We start from the raw sequence: 16,275 nt of genomic DNA, 5'->3' as shown, positions 1-16,275 counted from the left end.
GTAGAGCGCGCGTGGGCGCGGTGCCCCCGTCCGGCGCGCGGTTTAGCAGACTAATGAGTTGTAGTTTAGAAGATAATACCCGTGAGCGCTGCGCCGCCGGCTGGCCAACCGTCAGGCCGATAGGGGCGGGGAATCCGCCTGCACCCGGTTGCGGCCGGCGTCCTTGGCCTGGTACAGGCGCTTGTCGGCGGCGGCGTACAGGCTGGCGAGGTCGTTGCCGTCGGCGCCGAGCATCGCCACGCCGGCGCTCAGGGTGACGGCGATGGCTTGCCCGCCTGCCTCCACCGGGTGGCTGGCCACGGCCTGGCACAGGGCCTGCGCCACACTCAGGGCCTGGCGCCGGTCGGTGTTGGCCAGCAGCACGCCAAACTCCTCGCCGCCCAGCCGGGCCAGGGCGTCGGTGTCGCGCAGGCGCTGGGCCATCTGCTGGGCGACGTGGGCCAGCACCGTATCGCCGCGGTCGTGGCCGTAGCGGTCGTTGATGCGCTTGAAGTGGTCGAGATCCATCAGCACCAGGGCCAGGGGGTGGCCGCTGCGCTGGGCGCGCTTGCGCTCGCGTTCAAAGGACTCGCTAAAGCCCAGGCGGTTGTCCAGGGCAGTGAGGAAGTCGGTGCGGGCGGTATTGGCCAGGTGTTGCTCCGAGCGCTCCCGGCTCAGCTCGTACACATGCGACAGGGCCAGCACGCACAGGGCAATCACCGCCACGTTGGCCGCTGAGCGGGGGTCGGTGAACTCCAGCGACAGCTGAAAGCGATACCAGAACAGCACCGCGGCGATGGCCATGTACAGCACCGACATGGCAAGGCCGATGTGTCGGCCCAGCAGCAGGTGGCTGATGATAGGGATGATCAGCACCCAGCCGAAAATGGTCACACTGGTGCCCGGCACCCACAGGGCGAACATCATCACGCTGAAAAAGGGCACCAAAAACAGCAGCGCCACCCGCTGCAGGCTCTCAAGGCCGCGCAGGCGGTAGAGCAGCAACAGGGAATAGGCAGACATGCCAAACTCCGCCATGGCCAGCGGCCAGGAATTCAGGCGGATGTTGAGCACGCCAAAGCCCACGCCGGCCACTGCCGTCATGATCAGCAGGGCCTGCAGGACGTTCTTCCTCAGTTTGTTGGCAAGCCGCCGCTGCAGCTCTGTCGGATTGGGCATGGCTCGTTACAAGGGGCTGGCACCATCGTCTGGGCCGAGTTGAGCACATTCCCGGGCCGATAGGAATTTGAACACCCGGCAATGGCTAGGCAATGGGCGAAAATGCGACCCAAGTCCGGGCTTGGGGCCGTTAGCCCGGTCAGCCCCCGCCGCCAGCGGGTGCGCTGGCCAGTTCGCCGCGGATCAGGGCCAGGGTCTGCAGGGCCTCGGCGGTGCCCCAGCCGGCGTCCACTTCGGCGCTGAGAATGTCCAGCGCCTGGCGGTGCTCGCCCACCTTGTGCAGGGCCCTGGCCAGCCGGGTGGCGGCAGCCCCGAAGGGGCGCTGGCGGTAATCCTGCCAGGCCAGCGCCAGCGCCTGCTGCGCCGGGCCGTGGTCCAGGTAAAAATCCACTGCGTGGCCGGTGGTTGCCGCGGGGTGTTGCTCAAGCCGTATCTGCAGGGCCGCGCGGGCGCGGGTGATGCCGGTAAGGGCGGTGGTTTCCCGGCCCAGGCGGCGGTCGATGTCCGCCCGGGCGGCGATAAACTGCGGGTCGCCGGTGATATCGATCACCTGGTCATACAGGGCGATGGCGGCGTCGGTATCCCCCAGCAGCATCTGGGTTTCCGCCAGGTGCTCGTCCACCAGCCACCAGTCCGGCAGGGCGCGTTGCGCCCGGCGGAACAGGGCCCGGGCCCGCTGGTACTCGCCGCGCTCCAGCGCCAGAATGCCGCGCTGAAGGCCCAGCCAGGCCAGCTGGTGGGGGTTGTCGTTGTGGTAGCGCTGCTCGGCGGCTTCCAGCAGGGCGTCGGCCTCGCGGGTGGAGCCGGTGCCCTGGCGCAGCCGCGCCAGGCGCACATAGTCCGCCGGCAGGTTGCGCTCGTTCAGCAGGGCCACCGCGCTGTCCAGGGCCGCGCGGTAGCGGCCCTGGTAGTAGTCGATGTCAATTAGCAGGTCGCGGTTATCGGCCCCGGGGCAGGCCTGCAGGGCCCGGGCCGCCGCCTCGATACGGTGGCTGGCCATGGCCAGTTCCGCCTGTTCGCGACAGGGCGGTTCGCCGCGGCTGCGCGCTTCCAGTTCGGCCAGGGCGGCCTCGGCGTGATCGAAGCTGGCCAGCTGCCCGGTCAGGCGGGCGTGGTAGAGCCAGCCCTCAAACAGCGCCCGTGCCGGGCCCGTGGCGCGGGCGGCGCGGCTGTCTTCAAGCGCTTGTGCCAGGGTGGCAAGGTGCTGTTCATGGCGCTGCTTCAGCACCCAGTAGTCCATCTCGACCTGCTTGCCGCTGATAGTGACCGGCGCGGCGGGAGTCGGGCGGTTTGCGTCGGCATCCGGCGCCGGTGAGCAGGCTGCCAGCAGCGCTGCGCCGAAGACGGTGACAAGGGCCGTGACAAGCGCCGCCATTCGCCCCGGCAACAGCGCCGCCTGCTGCGCGCTACGCAACAGGGCGCTGGGCAGTGCTCTCAACATCCTTCCCAGCACCTCTATCAACACCCCAGAGGGTGGCCACCGCCGCTGGCGGTTGGGGCGTGGTTGCATGCGCGGTTGGCCTCAGGGGGTGGCGATGGGATCGCGCAGGTAGGGGAAGTTGGCCGGCGACACGTCGTCCGCCCGGGCGTCGTTGCCGGGCGGGTTCAGTGGCAGGTCGGCGAACAGGTCCAGCGGGTGCGCGCTCAAGTCCAGCAGCACCGCCGCCAGCACCCGATCCACCACCGGGTCGTCCGGGTGGCGGCCGTTGGGCCAGCTGCTGGGCTGGCTCGTATCCAGCGTCACCACGTCGGGAATCACCACCGGCGCGGCCACCTGCAGGCAGGCGTCGATGTCGTCGGCGCTGTCGATCTCGCCCGGGGCACCGCTGGCGCAGCGCGACAGGCCCAGGCTGTCGAGGTCGTCGGCCAGGGCGTTGTTGACGAAGATCAGGGTGTCGACAAAGGCGCCGGCAAAGTCGGCATCGCCCGACGGGTCGCCCTGGTTGAGGGAGTCCCGTTCGTTGTCGGCATTGTTGTTAATGGGCACCGAGTCGCGGATCGGCTGGCCGCCACCGCGCAGCAGGGCGGTGGCCACCGCCGGCTGGCCCATGCGGTCGATGCGCGCGTAGTCGCTGGGCGGGTTGGCGCGAATCTCCACCGTGGGCGTGCCGCCGCCGTCGCCATCGCCGCCGCCGTTGTCGCCGCGGGAATTGCTGCTGTCGGAACAGGCGCCGAGCAGGCCCGCTCCCAGCGCGGTAGTCAGCACGGTGGTCAGCAGGTGGGGTATGGATGGCTTCATGGCTGCGCCTCCCGGGTTATTCGACAATGCGGGCGGTGGTGGCCCAGGCGCGGAACACGGTCTGCCCGTTACCCAGGGCGGCCGTGTCGATTTCAAAGGCAATGGCGCTCAGGTTGCGGCCACCGAAGGTATCCCGCGTGCTGTCGAAGGACACCGTGCCGGTGCTCAGGGTTTCACCGAAGCCCTGGGAGTCAAAAAAGAAGGGGTCATCGGTGGCGCCAACAAAGGCGTTGAGGCCGCTGGCGCTCTGGAAAATACGGTTGCTGCCCGCCACGCTGCCGCTGAAGTCGTCACCGGCGCCGGGCACGTTGTCCAGGCGCACCGCGCAGCTGCCGTCGGCCTGTTCCGCCATGCGGATATCAATGCGCACATCCGGCTCCACGCTGTCGGCGCCGTCGCCGTTGTCGTCGCGGTCGATGTAAAAGCTGTAGAGCACATCGCGGTCGCAGTAGAAGTCCGCGTCCATCTGGTCGTTGGTGTCCGAGCCGCCGCCGTAGGTGATCATCGCCACCAGGCGGTTGTCGGTATCGGTGGGGTCGAAGAAGAAAATGTCGCCGATATCGGCGGGGCGGTCCGCCGTCGCCGCGGGGGATTCCGTGTGGTCGGCGGCCAGTGTGACGGCCGCGCCCAGCAGGGTCGCCACCGTGATCAGACAACGCGAAGTTTGCATCGGCATGAACCGCTCCTCCCTGTCGATGTGCAGCGCGGGCGTCCGGCCCGCGCCTTGAAAGAAGCGTAGACCATGCCCCGGTGTTGGCAAGGGGCTGTGGCAGCAGGCACTCTGCTAAGGGGGGAGGCAGTGAGTATGGCAGGCCTCTGCGGTCATTTGCTGAACGGTCAGCCAGACCGGTGGTCAGCCAGCGGGTTTGTCTCGCGGCGGCATTTCCCGGTTGACGGTGCGGGTCAGCCAGTTGCGAAAGCGGTGGATGGCGGGGCTGTCCCAGCGGTCCGCCCGGGCGAAGAACCAGTAGGACCAGGGATGAACAGCGCAAAAGTCCGGCAGGCCGGCGCCAACCTCCACCAGCACACCGCTGGCCAGGTCATCGGCGACCACCAGCGGGTTGGTCAGCGATATACCGCGCCCCTGGCGGGCGGCGGCCAGGGTCATGTGCCCGTCCCACAAGCGCGGCCCGCTGAGTTCATCGGCGGTGATGTTGTGGGCCGCCAGCCAGATGCGCCAGGTGTCGAAGTCCTCTTCGTGCAACAGTTCGTGGCCCAGCAGATCCTGGGGCGAGCGAACCTCGGCAACGCTGGCCAGGTATTCGGGGCTGGCCACGGGGATGATCGGCGGGCGCGCCAGCTCAACCGCCTGTACGCCAGGCGCGGGCTGGAAGGGCATCTCGGAGGCGGGCACCAGGCGGATATCCACATCGGCTTCCAGGCGCAGCAGGTCTGCCTGTTCGTGGGTGGAGCGCAGCTCGATGTCGAGGGCGGGGTGTGCCGCTTCAAATTCCCCCAGATGGCCAATCAGCCAGTGCAGCGCGAGGGCCGGCATGCACCACACCTGAAGGCTGTTGTCCTGGCTGCGCTTTAGCAGTTCCAGCGTGGCGTCGGCGATATCGTCGATGGCCCGGCCCACCTGGTGGTGGTAGCGCTGGCCGGCTTCGGTGAGTACCGCGCCGGCGGCGGTGCGTTCGATCAGGGCCGTGCCGGTCCAGTCCTCCAGGGTGCGCAGGTGGCGGCTGACCACCGCGTGGTCGCGGCTCAGGGCCTGGGCCGCCTTGCGGATACCGCCGAGCCGCGCTACCGCGTCGAAGGCGCGCAGGGCTTCAAAGGGCGGTATGGATTTTCTCGCCGGCAGCTTGGCGTCATGGTGCTTGTTCACGTGTCAGAAGTTGCCTGTGCTGTGTCCCGGTCGATGAGTGGGCAGACTACCACAGGGGCCTCCCGGCCGGTTGGCTAGTTGGCATGGTGCAGCGGCGCCGCAGCGGCCAGTTCGCCGGCCATGGCGGCGACAACGGCGGCGGCCTGGGGCTGCGGTGAGCGCCCCAGGGCGCAGAGGATGGCGGTAATGTCATCCAGGTGCTTGTCCTGGTTGAGGCGGTTGACACCCTCCAGGTGCTCTACCAACAGGCGAAATGCCACAACTTTTTCCAGCAGCACCTCGGCGCGTTCGGTTGGCAGGTCTTCAAAGTGCCAGCGCGTGCTGTCAGCGGCGGGGTGGGCCCCCTGTTCCAGATGGGCGATGGTGCGGCGCAATACCTCGGTTATCCCACTGGCGCAGTCGATGGGTTCGATGGTGCCGTGGGCCTGCACTGCCTGGTAGTTCCAGGTGGGTGCGGTGGGCGTCACCCGGAACCAGGCCGGGGACACATAGGCTCCCGGCCCGCTGAACACCGCGGTGGCGCGGCTGCCCGGTGTCAGGCTCGCCGCGTGGGGGTTGCGGCGCGCCATGTGGCCAACGAATTGCAGGGCGCCGCCGGTGCTGCGCTGCGGCAATAGCACCATGGGGCTCGCCGTCACCCGATGCGTGTCGCCCCGGGCGCTGAACAGCTGTGCCAGCGGGTACTGGGCGGCCACGGCCAGCATGGCGGCCTCGTCGCGAAAGCGGAAGCTGGCAGGCACGAACAGCGCTTCTCCGCTGTCCTGGTAGCCGCGGGAAAGGGGATAGCCGGCGGGGGCGGGTGTTGCCTGGTCCATGGTGCTGCATTCCTGTGTCATTGGGCGCCAGTGTAGAAAAGCGATGCCTGCCCGGGGTAGATGCGAATCCCGTTGCCGGCGTTGCACCTGGCTCACCAGTGGGGCCGGCATTGGCATCTCCCGAGTGGCGCGGGGCCTCCGGTAGCATCAGAAGCACACTCGGATAACCAGAAAGAGGAAGGCAGTATGCTCAAACGTCCATTCATCCGGCCGCAGTGCGGCCGTGCGCTTCGCACTGGCGTTGCACTCGCTGCGCTGGCCCTGGGTGCCGCCGGTCAGGCGGGCGCCCAGCCGGCTGCCCAGCAGACCCTGCAACCGGTGGTCAACCAGGCCGGCGCGCGGGTGCTGGAATACGACTGGCCGGCCTTCAAAGTGGGCACCGGCCAGTATGAGGAGGGCCCCACCGGGGTGACGGTGTTTCATTTCGCCGAAAAATCCCAGGTAGCGGTGGATGTGCGTGGCGGCGGCCCCGGCACGGTGAACGCCGCCTATATGGAACTGGGTTACGACCTGCCGGAACTGGATACGGTAGTGTTCGCCGGGGGTTCCTGGTACGGCCTTGAAGCCACCACCGCCGTGGCCACGGCGTTGAAGGATGACGGTATTCGCGACGGCAATGCCTTTTCCCAGGAGCCGAACATCGCCATGTCGGTGGGCTCGATTATTTTCGACTTCGGCGCACGGCGGTTGAATGAAATCTACCCCGACAAGCGCCTGGCGCAGGCGGCCTTTCGCGCAGCCCAGAGCGGCCGCTTCCCCCTGGGGGCGCACGGGGCGGGGCGATTTGCCCAGAGCGGCGGCTTTTTTGGCTGCAATGCCCACTCGGGACAGGGTGGGGCATACCGGCAGTTTGGCGCCATCAAAATCGCCGCGTTCACCGTGGTGAATGCCTATGGCGTGGTCACCGACCGGGACGGCAACGTGGTCGCCTGTTACCCGGAGGAAGACAGCGCCGGCCCCCTGAAAACCCGCGATTTGATGGCCAAACTGATGAGCAAGCGCAGCGGCGAGCCTGCGGAAGCGGCCAAGAACACCACCATCAGCCTGCTTGTGACAAACCAGAAGATGACGCCGGCGGAACTGAAGCGCCTGGCGGCCCAGGTGCATACTTCCATGGCCCGTGGCCTGCAACCCTTTGCCACCATCTTTGATGGAGACGTGCTTTACGCGGTATCCACCGCAGAGGTTGAAGAGCCGATCTACTCCCCAGCCGAGCTCGGTACCCTGGCATCGGAGGTCATGTGGGATGCCATCCTGAGCTCCGTGCCCGAGCAGCCGGCGCATCCCCAACCGGCTGATAAACAGCAGCTGTCGCAAAAGGCGCTGGCTGCGCTGGCGGGTGACTACCGTTTCAGCCCCCAGGCAGCGCTGGCCGTGCGCCAGGACAAGGGAGCGCTGTTTGCCCGCGCCAGCGGTGAGCGCGATGTGTACGCCATCAAACGCGAGGCCGAGGTGAAACTGCTGCCAGTGGCCGGGCGCGACTTTACCGTGCCGGGGCGCTACCCCCTGCTACTGCGATTTGGCGATGACGGTGACCTGATTGTGAACCCCGGACATTGGCAGCAGAAGGGAAAGCGCGAGTAATTCCGCAGCCTCCAGTTTGACAGGCTCAATTCCCGGGGTGGTCGGGGAAGAAATAACCACCACGTTTACGGTTGATAACCAAGGCTCATCCCTGTTCTCTCAAACCTGGGGCGTATCTGATTTCGTTTCCTATCGAATAGAAGGGGCATCAGGCTGGTGGATAGAAAGTGACTTTATCAGTTCTGGGTCAGGGGTCTTTTCAACCGATGCCATAGGTAATGTGATTTCGGCAGGCACCTGGTTTGGCGGTTATCATCAAGGTGCCAACATCACGACATCCTGGGCCGGTGTTCTTAACGGCGGTTGGTGGAACAATGGGGCAAATCAGGTGGTTTGTTCAGCATCTGCAACTGACTGTGTGTGGGCTGCGGATGTTTCTGGCAACCTTGTCGGTGCTAATTGGACGGCAGCCGCAGTTGTTGCTACTGCTGTGCCAGAGCCCGCATCAATCGCCCTGTTAGTCCTGGGCCTGGCAGGCATTGGACTGTCCAGGAAAAGGAAATATTCCTAACAAAACAGTAGAGCATGTTGCTTGCTACATGCTACTTGCCAAAAAAAGCCTCGATCATTATCGGGGCTTTTTTATGCTCGACCAAAAGTACCGATCCCAACCTCGCATTGCCAATAGCCGTTTGAAAAAGCTCGCCGCCCGCGGGCCGGGGTAGTTGCCCGGCGGGCGGCGAGAACCTGGTGATTTAAAAGGTGTAGGTCGCTTCCACCCCGAGCGTCCGTGGGCGGGTGCGGTTGGCGTTTTTCCAGCCCCAGTAGGGGTCGATGTAGTCGTTTTCGTTGGTCAGGTTGGTGCCGAACAACTCCAGGCTGACACGCTCCCAGCTGATGCCAATCCTGGCGTTGAGCAGGGAAAGGTCGTCGGACATCTGAGGCAGGTTCTCGCTGGGAAAACTGGTGCGATCCACGTAGTTCACGGCATCGCGGTAGTTGTAGTCCAGGCGGGCATAGCCGGGTTGGTTGCCAAACCAGTTAAAGGTGTAGTGGGCGCCCAGGGTGTAACTGAATTCCGGCACATAGTCGGTCGGGTCGCCTTTCTGGTTGGTGGCATCGTCGGCCCGCACGTCCACCACTTCGCTGTCGATCCAGGATGCAGTGGCCGTCAGGGTCAGCTGTTCGGTGGCGCTCCAGTTTGCGCCGGCCTCAAAACCGGTAACTTCCACGTTGCCGATATTGCTGGTCAGCTCAATGAGGGAATTGTCCTGGAAGAACAGGCCCCGGCGCAGCATGTCGTCGTATTCGGTGTAGTAGGCGGCTGCCTCGACATCCAGCATGCCGCCCAGCAACGACGCCTTGGTGCCAATCTCGTAGCTGGTGACTGATTCCGGATCGTAATTGGGCAACTCGCCGCGATTGAAACCGCCGGTGCGGAAGCCGCGGGCGGCGCTGGCGTAGAGGTTGGTGTTGTCGTTGAGGGCGTAGGAGGCGTAGAGGCGAGGGTCTGTTGAGTTAAAGCCATCCGCTTCGGCGAGGCCGCCGTCGAAGGACGTCTGATCGTCATCGTAGTAGCGCACACCAAGGCCAATTTCCAGGCGCTGGGTCAGGTCGTAGGAAACATCGCCAAACAGGGCGTAGGATTCAATGGCGTAGTTGGAAACATAGTCCGCACCGGGGTACAGCACACCCAGCGACAAGGTGTCGTAGACGGCAAAGAAATCCCGCTGCAGGTCCTGGTAGATGGCGCCGATGGTCCAGTTGAATCGAGTGTCACCGGCCGATACCAGCCGCAGTTCCTGGGTTATCTGTTCGGCGTTCACCTGCCGCTCGTCATTGCCCTCCAGGGTGCCGTCGTAGATGGTCTGATCGGTGCCAAAGTAGGTGAAGGGGTACTGGTGATCGTGATCGACATAGGTGGTGGCACTGATCAGGTTGGCAAAGCCCAGGTCGTAGTCCAGGGTCAGGGAGTAGAGATCGTAGTCGTATTCCTTGGGAACCAATTCAATGGCTGGGTCAATGGCCACGGCCACGGTGCGGTCCGGCTCCTCGAAGCCCAGGCCCAACTTGCTTTTGTTGCGGTGGGACTGCACCAGCAGGTTGGCGGTAAAGCGGTCGCTGACGTTCCACAGTGCGCGCAGGCGGAAGTGGTTGAGATCCTGGTAGTTGCCATCTTCAATGCCAGCCTCTGGCTGGTCCTGCCAGCCGCCGCCGCGTTCCACGGTGCCTGCAAAGCGCAGTGCGAATACATCGTCGATCACCGGCATGTTCAAGGTGGCGGTGACCGCCTCGCGGGTATCGCCATCGTCAATACTGGCAAAGGAGCCCTTGATGTCGCCGTAAAATCCGTCGAAATCGGGGTTGCGGGTCACATACTTCACGGTACCGGCGATAGCGCCCTGGCCGTAGAGCGTACCCTGGGGCCCCTTCAGGATTTCTACCCGTTCTAGGTCAATGGGGCGCAGGTCAAGCTGGTCCGCGCCGGTCAGTGTAAGGGGCGCTTCGTCGAGGTAGACGCTGACCAGCGCCCCGTTGGAATCCGTATTTGCCAGGCCGCGCATGAAAATAATGTAGCTGCCCGGGCCGTATTCCCGCAGGGACATGCCGGGCACCGAGAAGGAAAGGTCCTGGATGTTGGTGATGCCCTTTTGCTGGAGTTCCTCACCGCTGAAGGCGCTGATGCTCATGGGCACATCGACCAGCCGCTGCTCGCGCTTCTGGGCGGTAACCAGCACCTCTTCCAGCCTGGCGGCGCCGCTATCGGCGGCGCTGCCGGTAGAGATCAGGGGGAGTGAGGCACTGATGGACAGGGCCAGTAGGTGCTTATTGAATCTTTTCATCTTATTTCCTCGTTCACTGGGTGGTTAACACGGCAGCGGGCGCGGCGCGGCATGGACTGTTCAGGCAGACAGGCGTTGCTTATCGGTTGCCCTGCGAATGGCCCGCCAGATTTTCTCTGCGAATTCGTCGATGTGGGACTCCTCGGCCACCAGCGGCGGCGACATCACCACGGCACTGCCGAGCCCGCGCAGCATCACGCCCTCTTCCCATGCCGCCTGGAATACACGCACTCCGGTGGGCACGGCATCGCCGCGGTCGGCAAATTCAATGGCGCCGAGCAGGCCGTAATTGCGGATGTCGATGACGTCGGGCAGGTCTTTGAGGTTGTGCAGCACATGTTCAAAGTACGTGCCAATACCGCGATTGACGCGGGTAAACAGTGCCTCGTCTTCGTAGATATCCAGGCAGGCGTGGGCCGCGGCACAGGCAATGGGGTGAGCGGAATAGGTATAGCCGTGGAAAAACTCAATACCTTCGGCGCTGTTGATGATGGTGTCGTGAACCGGGTCGGCGCAGAACACGGCCCCCATGGGCACAGTGCCGCTGGTCAGGCCCTTGGCTACTGTCATGAGGTCGGGAGTCACCTCGAATTGCTGGGCCGCCGTGAAGGCGCCGGTGCGGCCAAAGCCACATACCACCTCGTCAAAAATCAGCAGGATGTCGTGGGCCGTGCAGATTTCCCGCAGGCGCTGCAGGTAGCCACGCGGTGGAATAATAACGCCGCCGGCGCCGGCAATCGGCTCAACAATGACGCCGGCAATGTTCTCTGCGCCGTGCAGTTGAATCAGGTCGTTCAGGGCCTCGGCGTGTTCGATGCCGAATTTTGGCTGGCCCTTGCTGAAGGCGTTGCGTTCGATATCCAGCGTGCTGTGCAGGTGGTCGACAGGCGCCCAGCGCCCAAAGGTGCGGGTGTTGGTGGTAATGCCACCAATGCTGGTGCCGCCCAGGTTCACACCGTGATAGGCCCGCTCCCGCGAGATGAAGGTGCGCTTGTTCCCCTTGCCTCGTGCCGCCTGGTAGGCAATGGCCATTTTCAGTGCGGTGTCTACCGACTCGGAACCGGAGTTGGTGAAAAACACGTGGTTCAGGTTGCCCGGCGCCAGTGCGGCAAGCCGCTCGGCGAGGGTAAAGGCGCCGGTGTGGCCAAAACCGAAGGAGGGGGCATAGTCCAGGGTGGTGGATGCGTCGTACATGGCGCGGGCGACGCTGTCACGGCCGTGACCCAGGTTGCTGCACCACAGCCCGGCGGTCATATCCAGCACCTGCCGGCCTTCACTCGTCCAATACATGCCGCTGGCGGCATCCAGCATGCGCGGGTTGGCCTTGAAGGCCTTGTTGGGCGTAAACGGCATCCAGTGCGCGTCGAGTTTCATCAATGGGTACTCCAATTCGGTTTGCGGGATACGGTTGGTTGTTGTCGGGCCATTGTAGGAGTGCGCTTTTCAGGGCAGGAGATGCCAATCGCGCGCGCCGAGGTGCGGCCCGTGCACCGCCTGAGGCGCACATGGCAACTACTCGGTGGCGGGGGGCTGCTTTACCATTTGGGAAAACGACGGGGCTGGCCGGTGACCTGCAGGCTGCCCCAGCCACATAACATCGCACGGGAAGGGAGAGGTCAGGGTGTCGACGAGAAAAGATTCACAGGCAGCAAAGCCACCGCAGCAGGGCTTGGCAATGCCGGGTGGGCATGCCAGCAGCGGTGCCGGGGAGCCGGTAGCCAGCGTGCGCGATGCCTACGCCGGGCGCCTGTTTCCCGCCCAGCAAGTGCCTACATTTCGCAATATCGACCGGCTGTTTCCCTGCCGCACTATTCGGTGCGGTGGCCCGGTGCGCCCCCTGGTGGCAGCGCCGGACCCGGGTATCGGGCATTTTCGCTTCAGCTCCGGCGGGCAGCACTACGATGTGTTCGACTGGGTGTCGCGCAACCGTATTGCCGGGGCCCTGGTGCTGAAGGATGGCAAATGCCTGTGGGAGCACTATGAGTTTGGCAATACGCCAGCCACGCGCTGGATGTCGATGTCCATGGCCAAGTCGGTCAGCACAACCCTGGTGGGTATTGCAGTCCAGCAGGGGCTGATTGCGTCCATTGACGATTTACTCAGCAAGTATGTGCCGCAGCTCGCCACCGGCGCCTACAGTGATGTCACCGTGCGTCACCTGATGCTGATGGCCTCTGGTGTGCAGTGGGATGAAACCCACACCGCGGCAGCATCGGAACGACGCCAGGTGCTGGAACTGCAGATCGGCCAGCGGCCGGGCAGCATTCTCGACTACATGAATTCTCTGCCCAAGCTGGCGCCATCAGGGACGCGCTGGAATTACAGTACCGGTGAAACCCATCTGGTGGGGGTGCTGATCCGGGCTGCCACCGGGCAATGGCCGGCGGATTTTCTCAGTGAACAATTGTGGTCGAAGCTCGGCATGGAGTCCGACGCCAGCTGGTGGCTGGAGTCACCCGATGGCCTTGAGATAGCCGGTAGCGGCATTGCCGCCACCCTGCGCGATTACGGTCGCTTCGGCCAGTTCATCTGCGATGGCGGCACCATTGACGGCCACCCGGTGTTGCCGCCGGGCTGGGTGGACGAGGCCGCAGGCCCGACCCATATTAACGGGCAGGAGGTGCCCTACGGCTTTATGTGGTGGCCGGTGGCCGACGAGCAGGGCAGCTACCGGCAGCGGGCGTTTGCCGCCCGTGGCATTTTCGGCCAGCGCATTTACATCCACCCGGTGCTGAATACGGTGCTGGTGGTGTGGAGCGCGCGCTCCAAACCGCTGGGTGACGAGCCCATCGACGACAACGACTTTTTCAACGCCCTGTGCCAGTGGCTGCCCGGGGCGTCATCATGAGCCCTGCGGCGCCTGGCGGAGCCAGCGACAGCCGGGGCTTTCTCGGACACCCGGCGGGGGTGGGCTACATTGTCTTCACCGAGGCCTGGGAGCGCTTTTCCTTCTACGGCATGCAGGGCCTGCTGGTGCTGTATATGGCCGGTTACCTGTTCCAGCCAGATGCTGCCGCCAATGTCGTGGGCTTTGCGGCCATGCGCGGTGCGATTGAGGCCGTGACCGGCCCCCTGTCGTCCCAGGCACTGGCGACCCAGGTGTTTGGCATCTACATTGGCCTGGTGTACTTCGTGCCGGTGTTCGGCGGCCTGCTGGGCGACAGGGTGCTTGGGCGCACCCGGGCGGTGCTGCTGGGTGCGGCTGCGATGGCCCTGGGGCACTTTCTACTGGCTTTTGAGGCGTCGTTCATCCTTGCCCTGCTGGCCATTATCTGCGGCTCCGGCCTGTTAAAGGGCAACCTGGCTGCCCAGGTGGGCGCGCTCTACGCCCGGGACGATCCGCGTCGCGACAGTGGCTACTCCCTGTATGTCGTATCAATCAATGTAGGCGCCACCCTGGCGCCGCTGGTCTGCGGCACCCTGGGCGAGGTTTACGGCTGGCACTACGGCTTTGGCGCGGCCGGTGTGGGCATGCTGCTGGGCATTGTGGTGTACCTCAAGGGGCGGGATCAGTTGCCGCCGGATGAACCTCGCGGCAGCGGAGCGGCGACGCAGCATTTGCAGCCGGGTGATGCGCGTGTTGTCGCGGCGATTGTGCTGGTGCTGGCGATCACCGCCCTGTTCTGGACCGCCCAGACCCAGGTGTGGAACACCTACCCCCTGTGGGTGCGAGACAGGGTAGACCGTGCGCTGTTCGACACCCTGGTGCCGGTGACCTGGTTCCAGTCGCTGGACACGCTGGCGGTGCTGCTGTTCGCCCCTCTGGTCATGTGGCTTTGGAAGCGGCAGCGCGACCGGGGCGCGGAGCAGGATGATCTTGTCAAACTGGCCCTGGGTTGCTGCCTGTTCAGTGCAGCCTGCGCCTGGCTGGCGTTATCCGAGTGGGTCGCCCAGGGTGCCGAGGTGGCCATGTGGTGGTTGCTGCTGTTCCACGGCATCTGCGCCTGGGGCTATCTTTATGTTGGGCCGGTGGCACTGGCGCTGGTGTCGCGTGCCGCGCCAGTGTCAGTGAACGCCATGATGGTGGGGGCCTACTACGTGGCGATTTTCATCGGCAGCGTGACCAGCGGCTGGCTGGGGCGGTTTTACGAAACCCTGCCCAACCGTGATTTCTGGTTGCTGCACGCCGCCATCGTGGGGGCGGGGGCGCTCTGCCTGCTGGTGCCCCGTCGCCGCCTGCTGGCGGCGCTCGGCCTCAAAGGCCAGGCTGGGCCACGGCCGGCACAGGCAGGGCCGATGCGCTCCGCGGCCTGATCGGTCAGAACATTGCGCGCATCACCATGAAGCAGATGGCACTCAGCAGGCCCGCCGCCGGCAGCGTGATCACCCAGGCCATGGCGATGGGCTTCATCAGGTTCCAGTTGGTGGCGCGGTTGACCAGGCCGATGCCGAGCACGGCGCCCACCAGAATGTGGGTGGAGGACACCGGCAGGCCGAGGGTGGAGGCCACCAGCACCACGCACGCGGCAGACAGTTCGGCAGTGAAACCCGAGGCCGGGTGCATGCGGGTGAGCTCGGTGCCCACGGTGCGAATGACTTCCTTGCCGATAAACCACAGCCCGGCTACCAGGGCAATGCCAAAGGTGACCATGGCGGCGGTGGGTACCGGTGCCTTGGGGTTGATCTCGCCGCTGTGCAGCACATCGAGAATGGCGGCAAAGGGGCCGATGGCGTTGGCAATATCGTTGGAGCCGTGGCTGAAGGCAAAGCCCGCCGCGGTGAACACCTGCATCCAGCTGAACAGCAGGAAGGTGGATTTTTCCAGCGAGCTGCTGCGCTGGGTGCGCGCCAGAATGTACACCGCCATCCACACAGCAGCCGCCACCATCAGCACAATCAGGCCGTTCTGCAGGTCGGTGGATTCCAGCTTCAGGTTCTTCAGGCCCTTGTACAGCAGCATGGCGGTAATGATCATCGAGCCGCCGGCGGCCAGCAGGGGCACGTAGAGGGTCAGCGCCCGGTGGGCGTCAATGTTTTCCTTCTCCTGCTCCAGCCGGTACATCTCTTTGTAATAGTCGGACTCGAAGTCGTCCTCGGTGGCGTCTTCGATAGTGCGCGCGCTGGCGGCATCCCGGGCCAGGGCACCGGTGTAGGCCAGTTGCTGCAGCTCGGTCATGCGCTCGGTGATGGTTTTGTGTTCTTTGCGCAGGGCTTTCTTGCGCGCCTTCACATCGTGCAGGCGCTGCTGGGCGCTGTCGTTGTAGGTGAGGATGTGCTTGCGAATGTAGTAGTACAGCACGTAGGACCCAAGCCCCCCCAGCACCGGCGAAAGCACCCAGGACACGGCGATGGTGCCAATCTGGTCCCAGTGCACCAGGCTCAGGGCGTCGTCCATGCCAGAGGCCACCCAGCCCAGGGCGATGGAGCTGCCCACAATGCCACCGATAATGGAGTGGGTGGTGGACACCGGCCAGCCCTGGCGGGTGGCAATCAGCAGCCACAGGGCGGCCGCCAGTAGGGCCGACATCATGATGTACACAAAGTCCATCACGTCGAATTCCGGCTCGGCGGTGAGCGTGCCCAAATCCACAATGCCCTTGCGGATGGTGTCGGTCACCGCGCCGCCGGCAATCAGCGCGCCGCTCACTTCAAATATGGCGGCCACCACCAGCGCCTGCTTGATGGTGAGGGTACCGGCGCCAACACTGGTGCCAAAGGAGTTGGCCACGTCGTTGCCGCCAATATTGAAAGCCATGAACAGGCCGAAGGCGGTAGCCAGCATAAAAATCAGCGCGTTGCCGGAGCCTGTGTAGCCAAGGCCCCACCAGGCGAACAGGGCGGCCGCCGAGGCCAGCAGCAAAAAGAAGAAGATACTGATTCTGTCGAAGGGCATGGAGCACTCGTCCGCGGCCAGGGTTCACAGGTGCCCGG

At 64.7% G+C, this 16,275-nt stretch carries 13 protein-coding genes; 4 read left to right on the top strand and 9 right to left on the bottom strand.

Going from position 1 to position 16,275, the window contains the following annotated elements:
- Positions 1-111: 111 nt before the first annotated feature.
- The 6 genes from DDZ17_RS14040 to DDZ17_RS14015 all read right to left on the bottom strand — a co-directional run bounded on the left by DDZ17_RS14040 (position 112) and on the right by DDZ17_RS14015 (position 6,037).
- A complete protein-coding gene (locus DDZ17_RS14040) occupies positions 112-1,158 on the bottom strand; it encodes a GGDEF domain-containing protein (protein WP_116367584.1) in 1,047 nt (348 codons plus the stop codon).
- Positions 1,159-1,297: 139 nt separating this feature from the next.
- Positions 1,298-2,599, bottom strand: a complete 1,302-nt coding sequence (locus tag DDZ17_RS14035; protein WP_157976644.1) for a tetratricopeptide repeat protein — start codon at positions 2,597-2,599, stop codon at positions 1,298-1,300.
- An 81-nt stretch (positions 2,600-2,680) separates the two neighbouring features.
- A complete protein-coding gene (locus tag DDZ17_RS14030) occupies positions 2,681-3,397 on the bottom strand; it encodes a hypothetical protein (RefSeq protein WP_116367582.1) in 717 nt (238 codons plus the stop codon).
- Between the two features lie 16 nt (positions 3,398-3,413).
- Entirely contained in the window at positions 3,414-4,073 is a 660-nt protein-coding gene (locus DDZ17_RS14025) for a DUF4331 family protein (RefSeq protein ID WP_116367581.1), read from the bottom strand.
- Between the two features lie 177 nt (positions 4,074-4,250).
- Positions 4,251-5,222, bottom strand: coding sequence for a LysR substrate-binding domain-containing protein (locus DDZ17_RS14020; RefSeq protein ID WP_116367580.1), 972 nt, complete (start codon positions 5,220-5,222; stop codon positions 4,251-4,253).
- A 74-nt stretch (positions 5,223-5,296) separates the two neighbouring features.
- Positions 5,297-6,037: an FMN-binding negative transcriptional regulator gene (locus tag DDZ17_RS14015; protein ID WP_157976643.1), complete on the bottom strand. Its 741-nt coding sequence runs from the start codon at positions 6,035-6,037 to the stop codon at positions 5,297-5,299.
- A gap of 186 nt (positions 6,038-6,223) precedes the next feature.
- Between DDZ17_RS14015 and DDZ17_RS14010 the strand changes: the two genes are divergently transcribed.
- Positions 6,224-7,621, top strand: coding sequence for a P1 family peptidase (locus tag DDZ17_RS14010; protein ID WP_116367578.1), 1,398 nt, complete (start codon positions 6,224-6,226; stop codon positions 7,619-7,621).
- 16 nt (positions 7,622-7,637) lie between these two features.
- Positions 7,638-8,132 carry a PEP-CTERM sorting domain-containing protein gene (locus DDZ17_RS14005; RefSeq protein ID WP_157976642.1) on the top strand — a complete coding sequence of 165 codons (495 nt, stop codon included), beginning with the start codon at positions 7,638-7,640 and terminating at the stop codon, positions 8,130-8,132.
- 184 nt (positions 8,133-8,316) lie between these two features.
- Here the strand turns inward: DDZ17_RS14005 and DDZ17_RS14000 are convergent, their stop codons facing one another.
- Positions 8,317-10,404, bottom strand: a complete 2,088-nt coding sequence (locus DDZ17_RS14000) for a TonB-dependent receptor (protein WP_116367576.1) — start codon at positions 10,402-10,404, stop codon at positions 8,317-8,319.
- 60 nt (positions 10,405-10,464) lie between these two features.
- A complete protein-coding gene (aptA, locus tag DDZ17_RS13995) occupies positions 10,465-11,778 on the bottom strand; it encodes an omega-aminotransferase AptA (protein WP_116367575.1) in 1,314 nt (437 codons plus the stop codon).
- Between the two features lie 301 nt (positions 11,779-12,079).
- Here aptA and DDZ17_RS13990 point away from each other — a divergent pair, with 301 nt between their 5' ends.
- Both DDZ17_RS13990 and DDZ17_RS13985 read left to right on the top strand, forming a co-directional pair.
- A complete protein-coding gene (locus DDZ17_RS13990) occupies positions 12,080-13,252 on the top strand; it encodes a serine hydrolase domain-containing protein (protein ID WP_116367574.1) in 1,173 nt (390 codons plus the stop codon).
- A complete protein-coding gene (locus DDZ17_RS13985; RefSeq protein ID WP_116367573.1) occupies positions 13,249-14,658 on the top strand; it encodes a peptide MFS transporter in 1,410 nt (469 codons plus the stop codon). The genes DDZ17_RS13990 and DDZ17_RS13985 overlap by 4 nt, the downstream gene beginning before the upstream one ends.
- Before the next feature lie 4 nt (positions 14,659-14,662).
- Here the strand turns inward: DDZ17_RS13985 and DDZ17_RS13980 are convergent, their stop codons facing one another.
- Positions 14,663-16,237 (bottom strand): inorganic phosphate transporter, encoded by a 1,575-nt coding sequence (locus DDZ17_RS13980; RefSeq protein ID WP_116367572.1) that lies wholly within the window; start codon positions 16,235-16,237, stop codon positions 14,663-14,665.
- Positions 16,238-16,275 lie beyond the last annotated feature (38 nt).

It is taken from the genome of Parahaliea mediterranea (assembly GCF_003402235.1).
In the GTDB taxonomy this organism is placed as follows: Bacteria; Pseudomonadota; Gammaproteobacteria; order Pseudomonadales; family Halieaceae; genus Parahaliea; species Parahaliea mediterranea.
This window is presented reverse-complemented; position numbering and strand designations above follow the sequence as displayed.

Coding starts and splice junctions, on each gene's coding strand:
- aptA (WP_116367575.1), bottom strand. CDS start 11,778: ATGAAACTCGACGCGCACTGGATGCCGTTTACGCCCAACAAGGCCTTC.
- DDZ17_RS14010 (WP_116367578.1), top strand. CDS start 6,224: ATGCTCAAACGTCCATTCATCCGGCCGCAGTGCGGCCGTGCGCTTCGC.
- DDZ17_RS14015 (WP_157976643.1), bottom strand. CDS start 6,037: ATGGACCAGGCAACACCCGCCCCCGCCGGCTATCCCCTTTCCCGCGGC.
- DDZ17_RS13980 (WP_116367572.1), bottom strand. CDS start 16,237: ATGCCCTTCGACAGAATCAGTATCTTCTTCTTTTTGCTGCTGGCCTCG.
- DDZ17_RS14000 (WP_116367576.1), bottom strand. CDS start 10,404: ATGAAAAGATTCAATAAGCACCTACTGGCCCTGTCCATCAGTGCCTCA.
- DDZ17_RS13990 (WP_116367574.1), top strand. CDS start 12,080: ATGCCGGGTGGGCATGCCAGCAGCGGTGCCGGGGAGCCGGTAGCCAGC.
- DDZ17_RS13985 (WP_116367573.1), top strand. CDS start 13,249: ATGAGCCCTGCGGCGCCTGGCGGAGCCAGCGACAGCCGGGGCTTTCTC.
- DDZ17_RS14035 (WP_157976644.1), bottom strand. CDS start 2,599: ATGTTGAGAGCACTGCCCAGCGCCCTGTTGCGTAGCGCGCAGCAGGCG.
- DDZ17_RS14025 (WP_116367581.1), bottom strand. CDS start 4,073: ATGCCGATGCAAACTTCGCGTTGTCTGATCACGGTGGCGACCCTGCTG.
- DDZ17_RS14040 (WP_116367584.1), bottom strand. CDS start 1,158: ATGCCCAATCCGACAGAGCTGCAGCGGCGGCTTGCCAACAAACTGAGG.
- DDZ17_RS14030 (WP_116367582.1), bottom strand. CDS start 3,397: ATGAAGCCATCCATACCCCACCTGCTGACCACCGTGCTGACTACCGCG.